Annotated in this window: 14 protein-coding genes and 3 pseudogenes; 8 read left to right on the top strand and 9 right to left on the bottom strand. The window is 65.3% G+C overall.

What is annotated here, in order from left to right:
- Window positions 1–77: 77 nt before the first annotated feature.
- From KNW02_RS13300 to KNW02_RS13290, 3 genes are all read left to right on the top strand, one after another.
- Window positions 78–455, top strand: coding sequence for a hypothetical protein (locus KNW02_RS13300; protein ID WP_216033766.1), 378 nt, complete (start codon window positions 78–80; stop codon window positions 453–455).
- Between the two features lie 76 nt (window positions 456–531).
- Window positions 532–1905 (top strand): leucyl aminopeptidase family protein, encoded by a 1374-nt coding sequence (locus KNW02_RS13295; RefSeq protein WP_216033765.1) that lies wholly within the window; start codon window positions 532–534, stop codon window positions 1903–1905.
- Window positions 1902–2729 carry a C40 family peptidase gene (locus KNW02_RS13290; RefSeq protein ID WP_216033764.1) on the top strand — a complete coding sequence of 276 codons (828 nt, stop codon included), beginning with the start codon at window positions 1902–1904 and terminating at the stop codon, window positions 2727–2729. The genes KNW02_RS13295 and KNW02_RS13290 overlap by 4 nt, the downstream gene beginning before the upstream one ends.
- Here KNW02_RS13290 and truB read toward each other — a convergent pair.
- The 3 genes from truB to rbfA form a co-directional block, all read right to left on the bottom strand.
- On the bottom strand, window positions 2719–3612 hold the full coding sequence (truB, locus tag KNW02_RS13285) for a tRNA pseudouridine(55) synthase TruB (protein ID WP_216033763.1): 894 nt from the start codon (window positions 3610–3612) through the stop codon (window positions 2719–2721). The two genes, KNW02_RS13290 and truB, sit on opposite strands and share 11 nt — an antisense overlap.
- A gap of 66 nt (window positions 3613–3678) precedes the next feature.
- Window positions 3679–4437, bottom strand: coding sequence for a phosphodiester glycosidase family protein (locus KNW02_RS13280; protein WP_216033792.1), 759 nt, complete (start codon window positions 4435–4437; stop codon window positions 3679–3681).
- Window positions 4427–4852 carry a 30S ribosome-binding factor RbfA gene (gene rbfA, locus KNW02_RS13275; RefSeq protein ID WP_216033762.1) on the bottom strand — a complete coding sequence of 142 codons (426 nt, stop codon included), beginning with the start codon at window positions 4850–4852 and terminating at the stop codon, window positions 4427–4429. The genes KNW02_RS13280 and rbfA overlap by 11 nt, the downstream gene beginning before the upstream one ends.
- 71 nt (window positions 4853–4923) lie before the next feature.
- Here rbfA and dapB point away from each other — a divergent pair, with 71 nt between their 5' ends.
- From dapB to KNW02_RS13260, 3 genes are all read left to right on the top strand, one after another.
- Entirely contained in the window at window positions 4924–5760 is an 837-nt protein-coding gene (gene dapB / locus KNW02_RS13270) for a 4-hydroxy-tetrahydrodipicolinate reductase (protein ID WP_216033761.1), read from the top strand.
- An 18-nt stretch (window positions 5761–5778) separates the two neighbouring features.
- A complete protein-coding gene (locus KNW02_RS13265; RefSeq protein WP_252733849.1) occupies window positions 5779–6210 on the top strand; it encodes an HIT family protein in 432 nt (143 codons plus the stop codon).
- A 204-nt stretch (window positions 6211–6414) separates the two neighbouring features.
- The gene (locus tag KNW02_RS13260) at window positions 6415–7491 is read left to right on the top strand and encodes an AraC family transcriptional regulator (RefSeq protein WP_348524731.1); all 1077 of its coding nucleotides are present in this window, start codon (window positions 6415–6417) and stop codon (window positions 7489–7491) included.
- A gap of 22 nt (window positions 7492–7513) precedes the next feature.
- On the opposite strand, the gene KNW02_RS13255 is transcribed toward KNW02_RS13260, so the two are convergent.
- The 5 genes from KNW02_RS13255 to KNW02_RS13235 all read right to left on the bottom strand — a co-directional run bounded on the left by KNW02_RS13255 (window position 7514) and on the right by KNW02_RS13235 (window position 14004).
- Window positions 7514–8347, bottom strand: a complete 834-nt coding sequence (locus tag KNW02_RS13255) for an SDR family NAD(P)-dependent oxidoreductase (RefSeq protein ID WP_216033759.1) — start codon at window positions 8345–8347, stop codon at window positions 7514–7516.
- Window positions 8348–8430: 83 nt separating this feature from the next.
- Window positions 8431–10077 (bottom strand): GMC oxidoreductase, encoded by a 1647-nt coding sequence (locus KNW02_RS13250; RefSeq protein ID WP_216033758.1) that lies wholly within the window; start codon window positions 10075–10077, stop codon window positions 8431–8433.
- A gap of 93 nt (window positions 10078–10170) precedes the next feature.
- A complete protein-coding gene (locus KNW02_RS13245; protein WP_216033757.1) occupies window positions 10171–11601 on the bottom strand; it encodes a coniferyl aldehyde dehydrogenase in 1431 nt (476 codons plus the stop codon).
- Between the two features lie 308 nt (window positions 11602–11909).
- A complete protein-coding gene (locus tag KNW02_RS13240; protein WP_216033756.1) occupies window positions 11910–13538 on the bottom strand; it encodes an AMP-binding protein in 1629 nt (542 codons plus the stop codon).
- Between the two features lie 76 nt (window positions 13539–13614).
- A complete protein-coding gene (locus tag KNW02_RS13235; RefSeq protein ID WP_216033755.1) occupies window positions 13615–14004 on the bottom strand; it encodes a hypothetical protein in 390 nt (129 codons plus the stop codon).
- A 198-nt stretch (window positions 14005–14202) separates the two neighbouring features.
- Here KNW02_RS13235 and KNW02_RS13230 point away from each other — a divergent pair.
- A pseudogene (locus tag KNW02_RS13230) lies at window positions 14203–15237 on the top strand (IS110 family RNA-guided transposase).
- A gap of 325 nt (window positions 15238–15562) precedes the next feature.
- Window positions 15563–15721: pseudogene (locus KNW02_RS13225) on the top strand (IS110 family transposase); the annotation flags it as partial.
- A 52-nt stretch (window positions 15722–15773) separates the two neighbouring features.
- On the opposite strand, the pseudogene KNW02_RS13220 reads toward KNW02_RS13225, so the two are convergent.
- Window positions 15774–15961 (bottom strand): annotated as a pseudogene (locus KNW02_RS13220) (IS256 family transposase); the annotation flags it as partial.

The following is a 15961-nucleotide window of genomic DNA, read 5'->3' as shown; positions in this document are numbered from 1 at the left end:
CCGGATCAAGCCTTTCTTCACCGCCAGCGGTCATCTTGTCCCGACCGTGTGGGGACACGATCCGTTGGAGGTGCAGGATGGCACAAATCACGGCCCTGGCCGTATCCGAACCCGTGCGCGTCGATGCGCGGCGCGTCGGCGACATCATCGGCGAGCTGGGCGAGACCGCGGCGCAGAACGTCATCGGCCTGGCGCTGGAACAGCTGGCCGGGACGCTGACGGCCACGGATGCGGCATTGGAGGCCGGCGATCTGGCACAGGCCGTGGCCCATGCCGACCGGCTGTCGCGTCTGGCATGGCAGATCGGCCTTCTGTCTCTGGCCGGGGTGGCCATGGACCTTGGCAGTTGCGCCGAACGCCGCGACATGGGCGCGCTGGCCGCCGTCCGGGCGCGGCTGATGCGGGTAGGCAACCGTTCGCTGACGGCGATCTGGGACCGGACCGGGCTGGGCTGACGGGGCCACGCCGGCCGCCCTTGCAGAGCAGGGCGCAAGCTGTAGTCTGGCGCGGCGAACAGCCAAGGAGCGAGACATGATCCCCGAATTCGCCGCCGCCTCGGACGACGCGCTTCCCATCTGGCCGGTCTGGAAAGGCGACGCGCCTCCGGCCGAGGCGAATGCCGGGGGATGGGCGGATGCCTGCGAGTTCACCGCGGCCGCCGGAGAGATCTGCCTGCTGCCCGATGGCCAAGGCGGGCTTGCCGGCGCACTGTTCGGTCTCGGCGATCGCGCCCGTGCCGGGCGTGACCGCTTCTGCTTTGCCCGCGCGACCGCCTTGCCCAAGGGCATCTGGCGGCTGGCCGCCCGGCCCGAGGGGTTCGATGTCACCGAGGCCGCACTGGGATGGCTGCTGGGGCAATACCGATTCACCCGCTACAAGGGCAGCCAGCCCGACTGGCCGCGTCTGGTCGCCCCCGACGGCATCGATGCCCCGCATCTGCAGGCGATCGCGGCGGCTGAGTTCCTGACCCGCGACCTGATCAATACGCCTGCCGGCGACATGGGACCGGAACAGCTGGAAAGTGCTGCCCGGTCGCTGGCCGGCGAAATCGGTGCCGAGATCCGCGTCACCTCGGGTGCGGCCCTGCTGGACGACAAGCTGCCGATGATCCATGCCGTGGGCCGCGCCGCCGCCACCGAACCACGGCTGATCGACATCCGTCTGGGCGAGACGGGTCCGCAGCTGACCATTGTCGGCAAGGGGGTCTGTTTCGACACCGGCGGGCTGGACATCAAGCCCGCCACATCCATGGGTCTGATGAAGAAGGACATGGGCGGCGCCGCCACGGCGCTTGGCCTGCTGAAGATGCTGGCCACGACCGGCGCGGCCGAGGGGCGGCGGGTCCGGGTGCTGATCCCGGCGGTCGAGAACAGCATTTCCGGCAACGCCTTCCACCCCGGCGACGTGCTGACCAGCCGCAAGGGACTGACAGTCGAGGTCAACAATACCGATGCCGAAGGCCGGCTGGTGCTGGCCGATGCGCTGGCATTGGCGGCAGAGGAACGGCCCGATCTGATGATCTCCTTCGCCACGCTGACCGGCGCGGCACGGGTGGCACTGGGCCCCGACATTCCGCCCTTCTATTGCGATGACGACGGCACCGCGCAGGCGATCTCGGCCGCGGCCATGTCGGTTGCCGATCCGCTGTGGCGGATGCCCTTCTGGGAGCCTTACGAAAGCAAGATCGAGCCCCAGATCGCGGATCTGGACAACGCCCCCGCGGGCGGCATGGCCGGCTCGATCACTGCGGCCCTGTTCCTGCGCCGCTTTACCGAAGGGGCGGGTCGCTATGTCCATCTGGACATCTATGGCTGGCAGGCCAGTGCCGCACCCGGCCGCGCCAAGGGCGGCGCCGGGCAGGGCGCGCGCGCGATCCTCGCCGCGCTGCCGGCGATCCTGCCGTGAGCCTTGACCGCCGCCTGACCCCGGCCACCGACCGGGTCGCGCTTGACAGCCTGCGCGGCATCCTCGACCGCCCCGCCTATACGCCCGGATACCCGGCGCGGCTGGCCGTGCCGCTGGCCGATCTGATGACCGCGCCCGATGGCCGCCGCGACCGGCAGGTGAATTTCGGCGCCGATCTGACGGTGATCGAGGAACGCGGCGACTGGGCCTTCGTACAGGCGGCACTGGACGGCTATTGCGGCTGGCTGCGCGGCACCGCGCTGACCGAGGATCTGCCGCCGATCACGCATTGGGTCAGAGCCGCGGCCACCCATGTCTATCCCGCCGCCGACATGAAGCGTCACCAGCTGCATGCACTGTCGCTGGGCGCGCGTCTGTCGGTCGCGGGGATCGAGGGAAATTTCGCCCGGCTCGCCACCGGCGGCCATGTGCCGCTTCAGCATGTCAGCGAAAGTCCGGCCAGCGATCCGGTCGAGATCGCCGAACTGCTGCTTGGAACGCCCTATCTCTGGGGTGGCAACAGCGACTGGGGCATCGACTGTTCCGGGCTGGCGCAGGCCGCGCTGACCGCCTGCGGGATCGCCTGCCCCGGCGACAGCGACCTGCAACGGGGCGCCTTCCCCGAGACGGCCGAGATCAGCCGCGGCGATTTGCTGTTCTGGCCCGGCCATGTCGCGCTGGCGGCTTCGCCCGACCTGATGATCCACGCCACCGCATGGAAGATGGCCGTCATCCGCGAAAGCATCCCCGACGCCATCGCCCGCATTGATGCAGCCGGCGACGGCCCCTTCCTCGGCGCCCGCCGCCCCCGTCCTACAGGTTGAAGACCCGTTCGGGCTGCACGGTTCCGCCCTGATAGCGGCCGATGCAGAGCGGCCCCGTGGCATCCGTGACCCAGACCAGTTCGCCCCATTCCGCGCCGCCCGTCACCTCGCCCGGATTGCCGTTGCGGATCCGCGTCGCCCCCTCCGGCGTCGCCCGCAGCATCGGCAGATCGGTCAGCGCGGCCTGCAACGGCAGAAGCTGCGCCTCAAGCCAGTCCCCGGCATCGCGGTCGACACGATCAAAGGCAACGCCATCCTCGACATCGAAGGGCCCCGACCAGGTGCGGCGCAAGTCCGCGACATGACCGAGACAGCCCAGTTCGCGCCCCAGATCACGGGCGATCGAGCGCACATAGCCGCCCTTGCCGCAGACCATCTCCAGCCGCCCCGTCCCGGCGCCTGCCTCCAGCAGCGTCAGGCTTTCCACCCACAGCGGCCGCGCCGCCAGTTCGGGCGCCTCGCCCTCGCGCGCCAGATCATAGGCCCGCTCGCCATCGACCTTGACCGCCGAAAAGGCCGGCGGCACCTGCATGATCTCACCGGTGAAGCCGGGCAGTGCGGCCTCGATCTGTGCCCCTGTCGGGCGCATGTCAGACCGGCGGAGAACCTCGCCCGAAGCATCGTCGGTCGTGGTCTCGGCGCCCCAGTTGACCGTGAAATCATAGCATTTCAACGCATCGGTCAGGATCGACACGGTTTTCGTCGCCTCACCCAAGGCCACGGCCAGAACCCCGGTCGCATCGGGGTCCAGCGTGCCGGCATGACCCGCCTTCTTTGCGTCCAGCGCCCAGCGGACCTTGTTCACCACCGAGGTCGAGGTGATGCCGGCCGGCTTGTCCACGATCAGCCAGCCGGTGATGTCGCGGCCCTTCTTGCGTGCCATGGAACCCTCATGAAAATCGAAGCCGGGCAGATAGCCCGCGCGCAGGGAACCGTCAACAGGCAGGCGTCATTCGGCCCGCGTCACCAGCCCGATGATCGGCCCCAGCGAGCGGCCGAAATCGGCCCGGTTCACCCCCGGCGCGTAAAGCCGGCTGATCGAGCCGTCGAAATACAACGCATCGCGCAGGCCCAGACCGTCGCGGAACAGGCGCCCGAATTCGTAGAACGTCACCGGCCGGTCCGAGATGGCGAACCACGCCGTCTGCCCGTCGGGTGCCACGCCGACGCCGTTGCGGATATAGCGGCTGTCGGAATCGACCAGAAAGCGCGGATGCAATTCACCGTCGATGACCAGCATCGGCCCGGATTGCGTGGCCAGCCGGCAATCGGGCTGCGTGCGGGCGAATGCGCGGCTTTCGATCACCTGGAATGGCCTCGCGCCGCCGGTGCAGAAGACCCCGTTCGGCAGCATGCCGAAATTGCCGCCGCCGGCATTGGGATTCAGCGGATGCCGTTCCTGCCCCTCGATCACCAGAAGGCCGACGGGCCGGTAATCGGGATGGAACATCCCCGCATTCATCGCAAAGGACAGGTTTTCACCCTGCCCCAGACCCTTGCGGATATTGCTGAAATTGTTCAGTGGCTGGCCGTCATCGCCGTCCTGCCACAGCCGCAGCGCCGGCTCCTGCGCGGCCTCGACCTGACAGACCACATAGCCCTGCCCGTCATGCTCGATCCGACCGCAGCCCTCCGAGGTCGCGGGCTGCACCATCGCAAAGATCATCCCCAGAGCGACGCCCAGTTGCCGCTGCAACTCAAGTATCATCGCCGTCATGACCCTCATCCGCCGCTTCGACATCGCGGCGCACGCGCTCATCCGCGAACATCCGGCGGGTGTCGTCGAGGCGATCGAAGGTCTCGTCCAGCTGGAAGCGCAGTTGCGGCGCGTATTTCAGCGTCAGCCCCTTGGCGACCAGATGGCGCAGCTCGGGCGCATTGCGGCGCAGCGCGGCCAGCGCATCCTCGGCATCATGCCCGCCCAGCGGCAGCACATAGGCCGTCGCCACCTTCAGGTCGGGCGAGGCGCGGACCTCGCCCACGGTGATCGAATGGCGGTTCAGATCCGGGTCATGCACATCGCCGCGCAACAGCACGTCGGACAGGGTGCGGCGGATCAGCTCGCCCACGCGCAACTGGCGCTGCGAGGGGCCTTGGCCGTGGGAAAAGCGGTTCTGTGCCATGCGTCCCGATGTAGGGGGTCGCGGCCCGCGCCGCAACGGGATATGAGGCGGGAAAGCACCGGGGGTGACGGATGAGTGATTTTCAACAGACCGCAACGGGTGACCTGCCGGGCATCGTGGTGACCGGCGCCTCGGGCCGGATGGGGCAGATGCTGATCCGGCTGATCCTTGACAGCGATCAGGCCCGTCTGGTCGGCGCCTTGGAGCGGCCGGGCCATGCCTGGATCGGCCGGGACCTGGGCGAGGCGATGGGCGGCGCGGCCTGCGGCGTGCCGGTCAGCGACGATGCCGTGGCGGTCATCGCGCAGGCGCAGGCGGTGATCGACTTCACCGCACCCGCCGCCACGGTGGCTTTCGCCGAACTGACCGCGCAGGCCCGCGCCGTGCATGTGATCGGCACGACCGGGCTGGAGCCGGCCGATCTGGCCAGACTGGCCGCCGCCGCCCGCCACGCCCCGATCATCCGCGCCGGCAACATGAGCCTGGGCGTCAACCTGCTGGTCGGCCTGACCCGCAAGGTCGCCGCCGCCCTAGGCGAGGACTGGGACATCGAGGTGGTCGAGGCACATCACCGCATGAAGGTCGATGCCCCCTCGGGCACCGCGCTGATGCTGGGCGAGGCCGCAGCCGAGGGCCGGGGCGCCCAACTGGCCGATCTGCGCACCCCCGCCCGCGAGGGGATCACCGGCGCGCGCACCGCCGGCAGCATCGGCTTCTCGGCCATTCGCGGCGGCGATATCGTCGGCGAACATGACGTGATCTTCGCCGGCACGGGCGAGCGGCTGATCCTGCGCCACGTCGCCACCGACCGCGCCATTTTTGCCCGCGGTGCCATCCGCGCCGCGCTCTGGGGGCAGGACAAGGGGCCGGGCGAATACGACATGGCCGATGTGCTGGGGCTTTCCTAAGCGGCACCGGAGGGACGGATGATGACCGAGACCTGCCTGTTCTGCCGGATCGCGGCGGGCGAACTGCCCGCCCACAGGCTTTACGAGGATGAGGCGATCCTTGCCTTTCTGGACCTGCATCCGGTCCGCGAGGGCCATGCGCTGGTCATTCCGAAGGCCCATCACGTCTGGTTCGAGGACCTGCCCGTCGATCTGGCGACCCGGGTCACGACCTGCGCCCAGACCCTTGCCCGGGCGATGAAGCGGCTTTACGGCGTGCCGCGCGTGGCGATGGTCTATACCGGCATCCACGTGCCGCATGCCCATGCCCATGTCGTGCCGATGCACCATGTCCATGACGTGACCTCGCGCGCCTATCTGAACGACGGTCTCGACGGGTTCTCGGCCCCGCCACAACTGCCGGCGGAACGCATGGCCCAGATTGCCGACGGCCTGCGGGCCGCGCTTTAGGAGGCCTGCGTGCGGATGCGTCTTGCGGTTGCAGTCACGATCCCCTGCCCCTCATTTAGGTCAGATGCGGACAGTCATCACTGGACGATCTTTCGGGTCTGATCGACTGACCGCCGACCTCGGGCCGGCTTGCGGATATGCCCGGCGCCCTTTCCGGCCACCCCTCGCCTTGGCTACAGATCAGGAACCCGGGCAAGTTTTGTCATGGTTCCCCATCTATGCGACAATGACTTCGGCAGTGGGCAGATGCGGTGGAGGGCGCAGTTGGTCAGGCAGTATATCCAATCACAAGCCCTCACAGGACTGGCTGAGGTTGCCCCCCGGTGGAAGGGGGACGCATCGGCGGCGTTGAAGCAGGTCGGGCTCGATCCGAAACTGATGCGCGACCGCGAGGTCAGGATCGATTTCTCGCAGTATTGCGAGCTTCTGGAATATTGCGCCGAACACTGGAACCTGCCCGATCTTGGCTTTCGCATGGCGCCCTATCAGCACCTTGAAATCCTTGGCCCGGTGGCGCTTGTCACGCGGATGGAAGCGAACCTGCGCGATGCCGTGCAGGCGATCCTGCGCAATCTCGTCGTCTATACGAATATCCTCGTCACGGCCATGGAAGAGCAGGAGGATGTCGCCGCGATCGTCCTGTCAGTGCAGCATCAGGCAGTTCCGACCCGGCAATACATGTTCCTCGCGCTGGCAGTCGCCAAGAACGTGCTGGAGCAGGCCGCGCGTACGCCGATCCGGTTTCTTGAGGCAAGCTTCAGTGAAATCGACAGCGGCACGGGACGGACGGCAGAGGCGTGGTTCGGCTGTCCCGTCCGCTTTGGCGCCGCACGCACCGCACTCTATTTCGACCGCGCCGTGCTGGACCTGCAGCTTGAACGACGGGATGCAGCCTATCATTCGATCATTCAGCGCTATCTGTCGACCGCGCGTGATGAGGCCGGCCTGAACATCACCGACAGGGCGCGCAACGAAGTCGCGCGGCAGATGGAGCTTGCGATCTGCACGCTGGAAAGTGTCGCCCATGCATTGCGGATCGAACCGCGCGGCCTGCAAAGGCGATTGAAGGCCGAGGGAACATCGTTTCGGGATCTGGTCGATCATTGGCGGCGGGACCGGGCGATGTCGCTGGTCACGATGACCCGGATGCCGCTTTCCGATGTGGCCGATGCGCTTGGCTATGCGCATCAGGCCGTGTTCACGCGCGCCTTTTCCCGCTGGCACGGCAATACCCCGCTGGCCTGTCGGCAGAAGGCAACCGGAGCGGAGCGGCGGGCATGACATCCCTGCCGCTGCCGCAGATTCAGACGGACGCCGCGACCGGCCCCCGATAGACCCCCGCGATGGCCCGGTTGCCGGAACGGCGCAGCAGGCCGGGCGCGAAGCGCGAGAGCTTCACCCCCGCACGGGCCATGCCGGTCGGAACGATTTCGTAGCGGTCGGTGTCGAGCCCCTTCATCACGCCGGTGACGATTCCGTCCAGCGTGGCCTTAGGGATGGTCAGGACATGGGCGCGGTTCTCGGGCGTGCGGGTCTTGTCCAGCTCATCGACCATGGGGCTGTCGAATTCGGCCGGGCAGATCAGTTGCACGGTGATGCCCATCGGCTCAAGCTCGTAGCGCAGGCAGGAGGTCAGCCCGACCAGTGCATGTTTCGAGGCGCAATAGGGGCTGTAGCCGAAGGCCCCGACCAGACCCGCCATCGAGGCCACATTGATCAGCCGGCCCTTTGAGCGCTGCAGATGCGGCAGGGCGGCGCGGGTGGCGTTGAGGACGCCGAAATAGTTGATCTCCATCACCTGACGGAAGACCTCCATCGGGACGTTCTGGAAATAGCCCTCGCGCAGGATGCCGGCATTGTTGATCAGCGCGTCGATGCCGCCCTGCGCCTCGGCCGCCGCGTTCATGGCCGCCGCGGCGGCTTCTTCGTTGGTGACATCCAGAGATTGCGTGTTGACCACTGCGCCGGGATAGGCGGCGGTGATCTCGCCCGCGGCGCTGGCCAGCTTGTCAGCATCGCGCGCCATCAGTGTCAGCCGGGCGCCCTGGCCCGCCAACGCCTTGGCGAGCGCGAGGCCGAGGCCGGAATTGCCGCCGGTGACGACGACATGCTTGTCCTTGAAGCTCAACTTGCTCATGTGAACTCTCCTCCCTGTGGGATCTGCGGGAAAGATGAATGCATCCGCTTCACGCGATGATGGCGCTGCGGCGCAGCCCCGGTTCAGGCCGCCTCGGTGTCGCGCAGCACGCCGTTCTGCAGGGCGGCAAAGCGTTCGGCCATGGCGGTGATGGTCAGGCTGGGATTGACCCCGATATTGGCCGGAATGCTTGAGCCATCGACGACATAAAGACCCGGCGCGCCGTGAACCTCGTGGTTCGCGTCGATCACCGAATCCTCGGCCGATCTGCCCATCGGGCAGCCGCTGAGGATATGGGCCGTGGTCGTGGTGCCGGCCAGCGATTCCGTCAGGAAGTTCATCGGCTGACCGCCCGAGGCCCTGGCGAATTCGCGCGCCACCTCATTGGCCAGCGGAAGATAGCTGGGCAGGCCCGCGCCCGGCAACTCGTCCGAGCCGAGAACCGGCTTGAAGGGTGAGAACCAGCGTTTGCGATAACGCAGCTTCACCGCATTGTCGTGGTCCTGCATGACGGTGAAGATGGTGATGCGTTCTTCCCAGTTCCTGGCAAACAGGTTGCCAAGCATCAGGCGCGGGCTGGTCAGGATTTTCCACACTGTCTTCAGGGCGCGGCGGCCCGGCTTATGGCCGTCCACCAATGGACCCATATAGGACTTCATGAAGCGATAGCCCCGGTCAAAGCGGTTCTGCGTGATATGGGTATGCTTGTCGGCATAGAAATCGCTGGAGATCGCGGTGCCGTCGATCATGTTCTGCCCCTTGGGGTGCAGCACGGCAGTCAGCGCCTCGGAATTGGTGCGCACGATGCCGCCCAGTGTGTCCGAGATCCCCGGCAGCGTGCCGAAATGATCGCGGTTCTTGAACAGCAGTTCCACCGTTCCGACGACGCCGGCCGAAATGATGACCCTGCGTGCCGTGATCGTGTCGATGGCCTTGCCGCGTGCCGGATCCACGAAACTGACGCGATAGCCGCCGCCCGGCAGGACCTCGATCCGGTCGGCCTTGCGGTCGGGCATGATCTTCGCGCCCTTCTTCTCGGCCAGATACAGATAGTTCTGATCCAGCGTGCTCTTGGCCCCGGTCGGGCAGCCGGTCAGACAGCCGGCGCAGAAGTTGCAGCCGGTGCGTTTCGGACCCTCGCCGTTGAAATAGGGATCCTCGACCTCCTTGTCGGGTTCGCCGAAGAACACCGCGTTCGGGACCGGGCCGAACGTGTCTTCTGCCCCCATGGCGCGGGCCGCCTGGCGCAGATAGCCGTCCTGCTGGGTCAGATGCGGGTTGACCGAAACGCCCAGCATCCGGCGCGCGGTTTTCAGATGCGGTGCAAGTTCGCCGCGCAGATCGATGCCCAGACGCTTGACCTGCGGGTCGTCATAGAATTCGTCCTTGGGCGGCAGCATGACCGCGCCCCAGACCAGACTGCCACCGCCGACACCGACGCCGCCGACCACGTTCACATGCTTGAACATGTGCTGCACGAAATAGCCGCGCATCCGCAGCGCCGGCATCCACAGCAGCTTGAACATGCTTTTCTTGGCGGCCTTGATGTCGTCCAGTCCGATCCGGCGACCCTGTTCGGTCACCGCCACGCGCCAGCCCTTCTCGGTCAGCCGCAGCGCCGAGACGGAGCCGCCGAAGCCGCTGCCGATGATCAGATAGTCATAGTCGTGACTGGTGCTGGCCGATGTGGCGGCATCCGGTTTGGTGATATCTGCCTGAATGGTGGTCATGTCTGCTCCTCCCGCCGGCGGTGCTTCACCCCGGCCTCTGTCTTGCGATTTGCTGGATGGGGCCGGGGTGGGAAGTTCCCGCCCCGGTGCCGCTCAGCGGCGTTTCAGGAACTTGGCGGCCGAGTTGGCCAGTCCGCCCCAGGGCGGGCCCATCTTCTCGAACCCGTTGATGAAGCCGACCTTGTGGACGGACCGGGCATGGCTCAGGCGGCGAAAACCGTCGATGCCGTGATAGGCGCCCATGCCGCTGGGGCCGACACCGCCAAAGGGCAGCGTGTCCTGACCGACATGCAGGACGGTGCCGTTGACGGTGACGCCACCCGAGATGGCGCCGTTCAGCAGCTTTTCCTCGACCGCCCTGTCCTTGGTGAAGACATACATGGCCAGCGGACGATCGCGGTCGCGGATATAGGCCAGCGCGTCGTTCAGCGTGTCATAAGGCTTGACCAGCAGGACCGGGCCAAAGATTTCCTCGTTCATCAGCACGCCGTCCTTGGGCGCGTTGATAACCACGGTGGGGCCGATCTTGCGGGCCTGGCCCATGCCCTCATCCTCATGCGTCAGCACGGTCGCACCTGCGGCACGGGCCTCTTCGATGGCATCGACCAGGCGCTGGCGGTGCCGCTCCGAGATCATCGAGGTATAGTCCGGGTTCTGCGCCACGGTGGGGAAGGATTTCTTCGCCTGCGCAATGACCGCCCGGGCGAAGGCCTCGACCTTGGCGCGCGGCACCAGCGCATAATCGGGCGCGACACAGATCTGGCCCGAATTGGAGAACTTGCCGAAGGCGACGCTTTGCGCAGCCTGTTCCAGCGGATATTCGTTGGCCACGATGACGGGCGACTTGCCGCCCAGTTCCAGCGTCACCGGAGTCAGGTTCTTCGCCGCCGATTCCATGACCTTGCGACCGACAGCGGTCGAGCCGGTAAAGACCAGGTGATCGAAAGGCAGGGAGCTGAACCCCTGCGCGACCTCGACGCCGCCGGTGATGACGGTCAGTTCGGCCTCGTCGAAATACTTGGCGACAAGGTTGCGCAGCAGTTCCGAAAAGCGCGGCGTGAATTCCGAGGGCTTGATCATCGCCCGGTTGCCGGCGGCCAGCGCATCGACCAGCGGCGTCAGCGCCGTCTGCATCGGAAAGTTCCACGGCGCGATGATGCCGACCACGCCCAGAGGCTCATGGCGGATGCGGGCCGAGGCCGGCTTGAAGGCCAGATCGACCGGGCGGCGTTCGTCACGCATCCAGCGCTTGAAATGCTTGCGGGTATGGCGCAGCGCGTTCAGCACGGTGACGATCTCGAAAAGCTCGGTCTCGTGGTTCGAGCGGTTGCCGAAATCCGCGTTGATCGCCTCGACAAGGGCGGTGTCGTTCTCGACCAGCATCTTGCGCAGCCGGTCAAGCCGGTCGCGGCGCAGCTCGTAGCCGGGCGCGGGTTCATCGCGCGAGGCGCGGTGCTGAATGTCGAACAGCCGGCGCGTTTCGTTTTCCGGCTGCGGAAGCGTGGCAACAACAGTGGCCTGCATGGTCAGATCCTCCAGATGCATTATGTCCGATTGTGCTCAGAATAGGTCAGGCCAGGATGTATCGCTTGACGCCTGAGCACAGATTTTTAGCTTTGCGCGACAGGCCCCGGAGAGATGCGAGCGATTTCGGGGCCCCGAGCTGCGACAGTCAACAATGACCCGTCGCCCTCATCAGTCAGGCCATCGCCGAGAGCTCAGGGTTCCCGGCCGCGCGGCCCAGACTGGCGGCAGTTTCAACCGGGCGGGTGACGACATTGGCCCCGCGCCCGGTTCGTCAAAGCCGGTTGCCGGACCGGGTCTGCCCTGCTTCAGGTCAGGTCGCGCAGTTCGCGGCGCAGGATCTTGCCGACATTGGATTTCGGCAGCGTGTTCAGGAAAGTGACCTGCTTTGGCACCTTGTAGGCAGCCAGTTCCTTTCGGCAATGCGCAATCACATCGGCCTCGCTGAGATCCGCGCCCTTGGCGCGCACGGCATAAACCCGCACCGTTTCGCCGGATTTCTCGTTCGGAACGCCGATGCAGGCGCATTCGGCAATACCGTCGCAGGCGGTCACGGCAGCCTCGACCTCATTCGGATAGACGTTGAAGCCCGAGACGAGGATCATGTCCTTCTTGCGGTCGACGATCTTCAGAAAACCACCCTCAATGAAGGTGCCGACATCTCCGGTGCGGAAATAGCCGTCGGGGGTAAAGGCGGCCAGATTGGCGTGGTCGTTGTTCCAGTAACCGCGCATGATCTGGGGGCCGGCGGCGCAGATCTCGCCCTCACCGCCCTCGGGAACCTCGTTGCCGTCATCGTCCAGCAGCTTGATATCGGTCGAACAGACCGGCAGACCGCAGGTCTCGGTGAAGTCGGCGACGTTCATCGGGTTCAGGCACAGGACCGGAGAGGTCTCGGACAGCCCGTAGCCTTCCTTGATGTGATGGCCTGTCAGCGCCTTCCACTTCTCGGAGGTGGCCCTGATGACCGCGGCACCGCCGCCGATGGCGACCTTGTAGCCGGACAGATCGACCTCGCCGATGCGCGGATGTGCGGCCAGCGCCTGGAACATCGTGTTGACGCCCGGAATGACCGAGAATTTCGTGTCCCTGATGGCGTCGATGAATGCGTCCATGTTGCGCGGGTCGGGGATCATCACCTGTTTCGCGCCCGAAGCGATATAGGCGATCATCACCATCAGCCCGAAGATGTGATAGAGCGGTAAGGCCAGCACGACGATTTCTTCGCCTGTCTCGTGAAGCTCGGGCATGAAGCTGGCGAACTGCGCGCTGTTGGCGACGATATTGCGATGCGTCAGGACCGCACCTTTCGACAGGCCCGTGGTGCCGCCGGTATACTGAAAGAAGTTGATGTCCTCGCCGTTCAGATCGACCGGAATGAAGTCCTGATCGGCCCCTTCGGCCAGCACATCGGCAAGGCGCGTCGCGCCGGTCAGCCGCGCGTCAACGCTGGGGGAAGGAATGTCCAGGCCCGCCCCGTCACCCAGGTCGATGGTCACGATATTCCTGATCGGGGTGCTTTCGAGGACCTCGGCCAGCACCGGGGTCGAGCCGGAAAAGATCAGGATCGTCTCCGCGCCAGCATCGTTCAACTGATGCCCGAGTTCGCGGGGCGTATAGAGCGGGTTCACGTTCACCTGCGCGGCGCCGGCCCGCAGAATGCCCAGCATGGCGACGGGAAAGGCGAAGATGTTCGGGCACATCAGCGCGATCCGGTCGCCGCGCCTGACCCCCGCTTTCTGAAGCCATCCCGCAACGGCGCGCGAGGCGCGGTCGATCTCGGCGTAGCTCATCGTCGTGCCAAAGCACTCGAAGGCGGGCTTGTCAGCGAACCGCGCAACCGCCTCGTCGACGATCGCAATGGTCGAAGGAAAGGCGTCCGCGTCGATGTCCTGCGGAACGTTCTTGCTGTAGGTCGAAAGCCATGGCTTTGTCATCGAAGGAATTCTCCCGGATTTGAGGTCGATGATCCGCGGGTCAGGCCCCGACACGACCATCAGATGAAAAGGAAAGTCAGGCGGCCTTCTTCGGCAGATGGTGCAGCGGCGCAGCCACCTCCCCGGATTTCACGCATGCTTCATCGACGAAGCCCGTCGCGCGAGTGCCCCAGATCTCGATGCGCTGCTGCGGATATACCGCCCGCATTTCCGCGACTTCGCGCAGGCTCCCCGCCCTGAGCCATGTCCGCAAACGACCGCCGGCCTGGCTCACCACTACGTGCCCAACACCACCGAGCGTGCTGCCCAACGATCGAACATCCGGATCATGGGCGCGGCCACTGTCGGTAATCGCTGCGCCAATATCACCTGCCGCATGGATCGATCCGCACGATGCCCCCGCTGCTTTCGCCGCGATGCCGTCGGGGATCCCGGGCTTTTCACTCTGTCCGACCATGGTGATCACGCCTTCTGTCCTGATCAGCACATAATCCGGATATTCCGGGCAGCTTTCTTGCCCCTGGACGATATGATTTTACCCTTGGACGACAGGTAATCCTCCCCCAGTGAAGTGGTCCGCCGGGCTTTGATGATGGGTTGGGTAGCCCCTCCTGACGGCACTTGTATGCCATAGTGATCCAGACAGGATCAGGAGGAACAGGCTATGAAGGAAGTCCCGATCATCGGCGTTGACCTGGCGAAACAGGTCTTTCAACTGCACGGAGCGACAGCAGAAGGCGATGTCGTGTTTCGCAAGAAGCTGTCGCGTAAGCAGTTTCTCACGTTCATGCAGGCGCACCCCGGGTGTATCGTCGCGATGGAGGCCTGCGCCACCGCTCACCATTGGGCCCGGACCTTGTCGGCCATCGGGCATGAAGTGCGCCTGATCGCCCCGAAGTTCGTCAAACCATATGTGAAGAGCCAAAAGAACGATATGGCGGATGCCGAGGCAATCGCGGAGGCGGGCAGTCGGCCGACCATGCGTTTCGTCGAGGTGAAGACGCCGGAGCAGCAGGGCCTCGGCATGATCTTCAGGTTGCGGGATCTGCTGGTCGGGCAACGGACACAGGTGATCAATGCCTTGCGCGGGCATCTCGCCGAGTTCGGGCTTGTCACCGAAAAGGGGCGGGAGAACGTGGACAAACTGCGGACCGTTCTGGAGCCGGACGAAGGGTAGGACGATCTTCCTGGGGTGGTCCGCCACATGGCGCAGCTTTGCTTTGATCAGATCGACGGCCTGTCGCAGCGGATCACCGAGCTTGATACGCCGATCGCGGCGGCCAGCAGACGTTCGCAGTTCTCGGCCCGACTGCAGAAGATGCCCGGCATCGGGCCTATTTCCGCGATGGCACTGGCGGCTTTCGCACCACCGATGGGCAATTTCCGTCAGGGACGGGATTTCTCGGCCTGGCTCGGCCTCGTCCCGCGACAGCATTCCAGCGGCGGGAAGCAGAGGCTCGGCCGCACGAGCAAATCCGGGCAACGCGATATCCGGCGCTTGCTGATCATTGGCGCCACGGCGGTGATCTCCGGGGCCAAGACCAGACCGCCTGCGGAGAACTCCTGGCTGGGACGGATCCTGGCGCGCAAGCCCCGGATGCTTGCGGCCATCGCGCTGGCGAACAAGATGGCCCGTATGCTGTGGGCCATGATCACGAAGAACGAAGAGTTTCGAGAGGGACCGCTGATGGCGAACTGACAAGGTCAGCAGCGTCGCCTCGAAAATGCGGGAGAAGCTGAAGCTTGTATGAAATCGATCGGACAGATCGGAGTTGGGGAAACCAGTGTTACAGCGTGAGCCTTGAGCTCGTTTTGATGTTTTGACCACAACCCGCGGATCCCATACCGGCCGTAGAGTATAGCGCTCCGACAAAAGGCCTGACACATGGACGCATTCGACCGTATGATACCGGCCTAGGCAACAGCCCGCTAAAACCGGGGCTACCCACACATGCTGTAACCGCCCCCCCGACGGCATCTGTGTGCCAACGTGGGTCTGCAACGATCCACAAAGGAGAGCGGTCATGTCGGAGATTATCACGGTCGGACTGGATCTGGCGAAAAATGTGTTCCAGGTCCACGGCACTGACGCCAGAGGCGGCGTAGTTTCGCGCGAGAAGCTCAGAAGGACCCAGGTGGAGTTCTTCGCCAGGCTGCCGCCCTGCCTCGTCGCGATGGAGGCCGGGAGTGTCAGGAACTCTGTGTATCTGATCCGGCCCATGCAGTTTCAGATACTCAAGCGGCGAAGCGCTCGCCGAACATTATGGCGAACTGGTTGCGGGCCGCAAACCATTCTCGGACGTTTCGGCCGTCTTTCTCGAAGCTGCGGATCGCCAGATAGATCAGCTTGGTCGCGGCATCGTCCGTCGGAAACGATCCGCGCGTCTTGATGGATTTCCGGATCACGCGGTTCAGGCTCTCGA

This window comes from Paracoccus marinaquae (assembly GCF_018860165.1).
Taxonomy (GTDB): Bacteria; Pseudomonadota; Alphaproteobacteria; order Rhodobacterales; family Rhodobacteraceae; genus Paracoccus; species Paracoccus marinaquae.
Note: the sequence above shows the minus strand (reverse complement) of the source record. Positions and strands in the feature narration are given on the sequence as shown.

Bases quoted from the DNA above. Each gene is read 5' to 3' on its own strand.
- KNW02_RS13300 (WP_216033766.1), top strand. From the start codon at position 78: ATGGCACAAATCACGGCCCTGGCCGTATCCGAACCCGTGCGCGTCGAT.
- KNW02_RS13295 (WP_216033765.1), top strand. From the start codon at position 532: ATGATCCCCGAATTCGCCGCCGCCTCGGACGACGCGCTTCCCATCTGG.
- truB (WP_216033763.1), bottom strand. From the start codon at position 3,612: ATGGCACGCAAGAAGGGCCGCGACATCACCGGCTGGCTGATCGTGGAC.
- KNW02_RS13280 (WP_216033792.1), bottom strand. From the start codon at position 4,437: ATGATACTTGAGTTGCAGCGGCAACTGGGCGTCGCTCTGGGGATGATC.
- rbfA (WP_216033762.1), bottom strand. From the start codon at position 4,852: ATGGCACAGAACCGCTTTTCCCACGGCCAAGGCCCCTCGCAGCGCCAG.
- dapB (WP_216033761.1), top strand. From the start codon at position 4,924: ATGAGTGATTTTCAACAGACCGCAACGGGTGACCTGCCGGGCATCGTG.
- KNW02_RS13265 (WP_252733849.1), top strand. From the start codon at position 5,779: ATGATGACCGAGACCTGCCTGTTCTGCCGGATCGCGGCGGGCGAACTG.
- KNW02_RS13260 (WP_348524731.1), top strand. From the start codon at position 6,415: ATGGTTCCCCATCTATGCGACAATGACTTCGGCAGTGGGCAGATGCGG.
- KNW02_RS13255 (WP_216033759.1), bottom strand. From the start codon at position 8,347: ATGAGCAAGTTGAGCTTCAAGGACAAGCATGTCGTCGTCACCGGCGGC.
- KNW02_RS13250 (WP_216033758.1), bottom strand. From the start codon at position 10,077: ATGACCACCATTCAGGCAGATATCACCAAACCGGATGCCGCCACATCG.
- KNW02_RS13245 (WP_216033757.1), bottom strand. From the start codon at position 11,601: ATGCAGGCCACTGTTGTTGCCACGCTTCCGCAGCCGGAAAACGAAACG.
- KNW02_RS13240 (WP_216033756.1), bottom strand. From the start codon at position 13,538: ATGACAAAGCCATGGCTTTCGACCTACAGCAAGAACGTTCCGCAGGAC.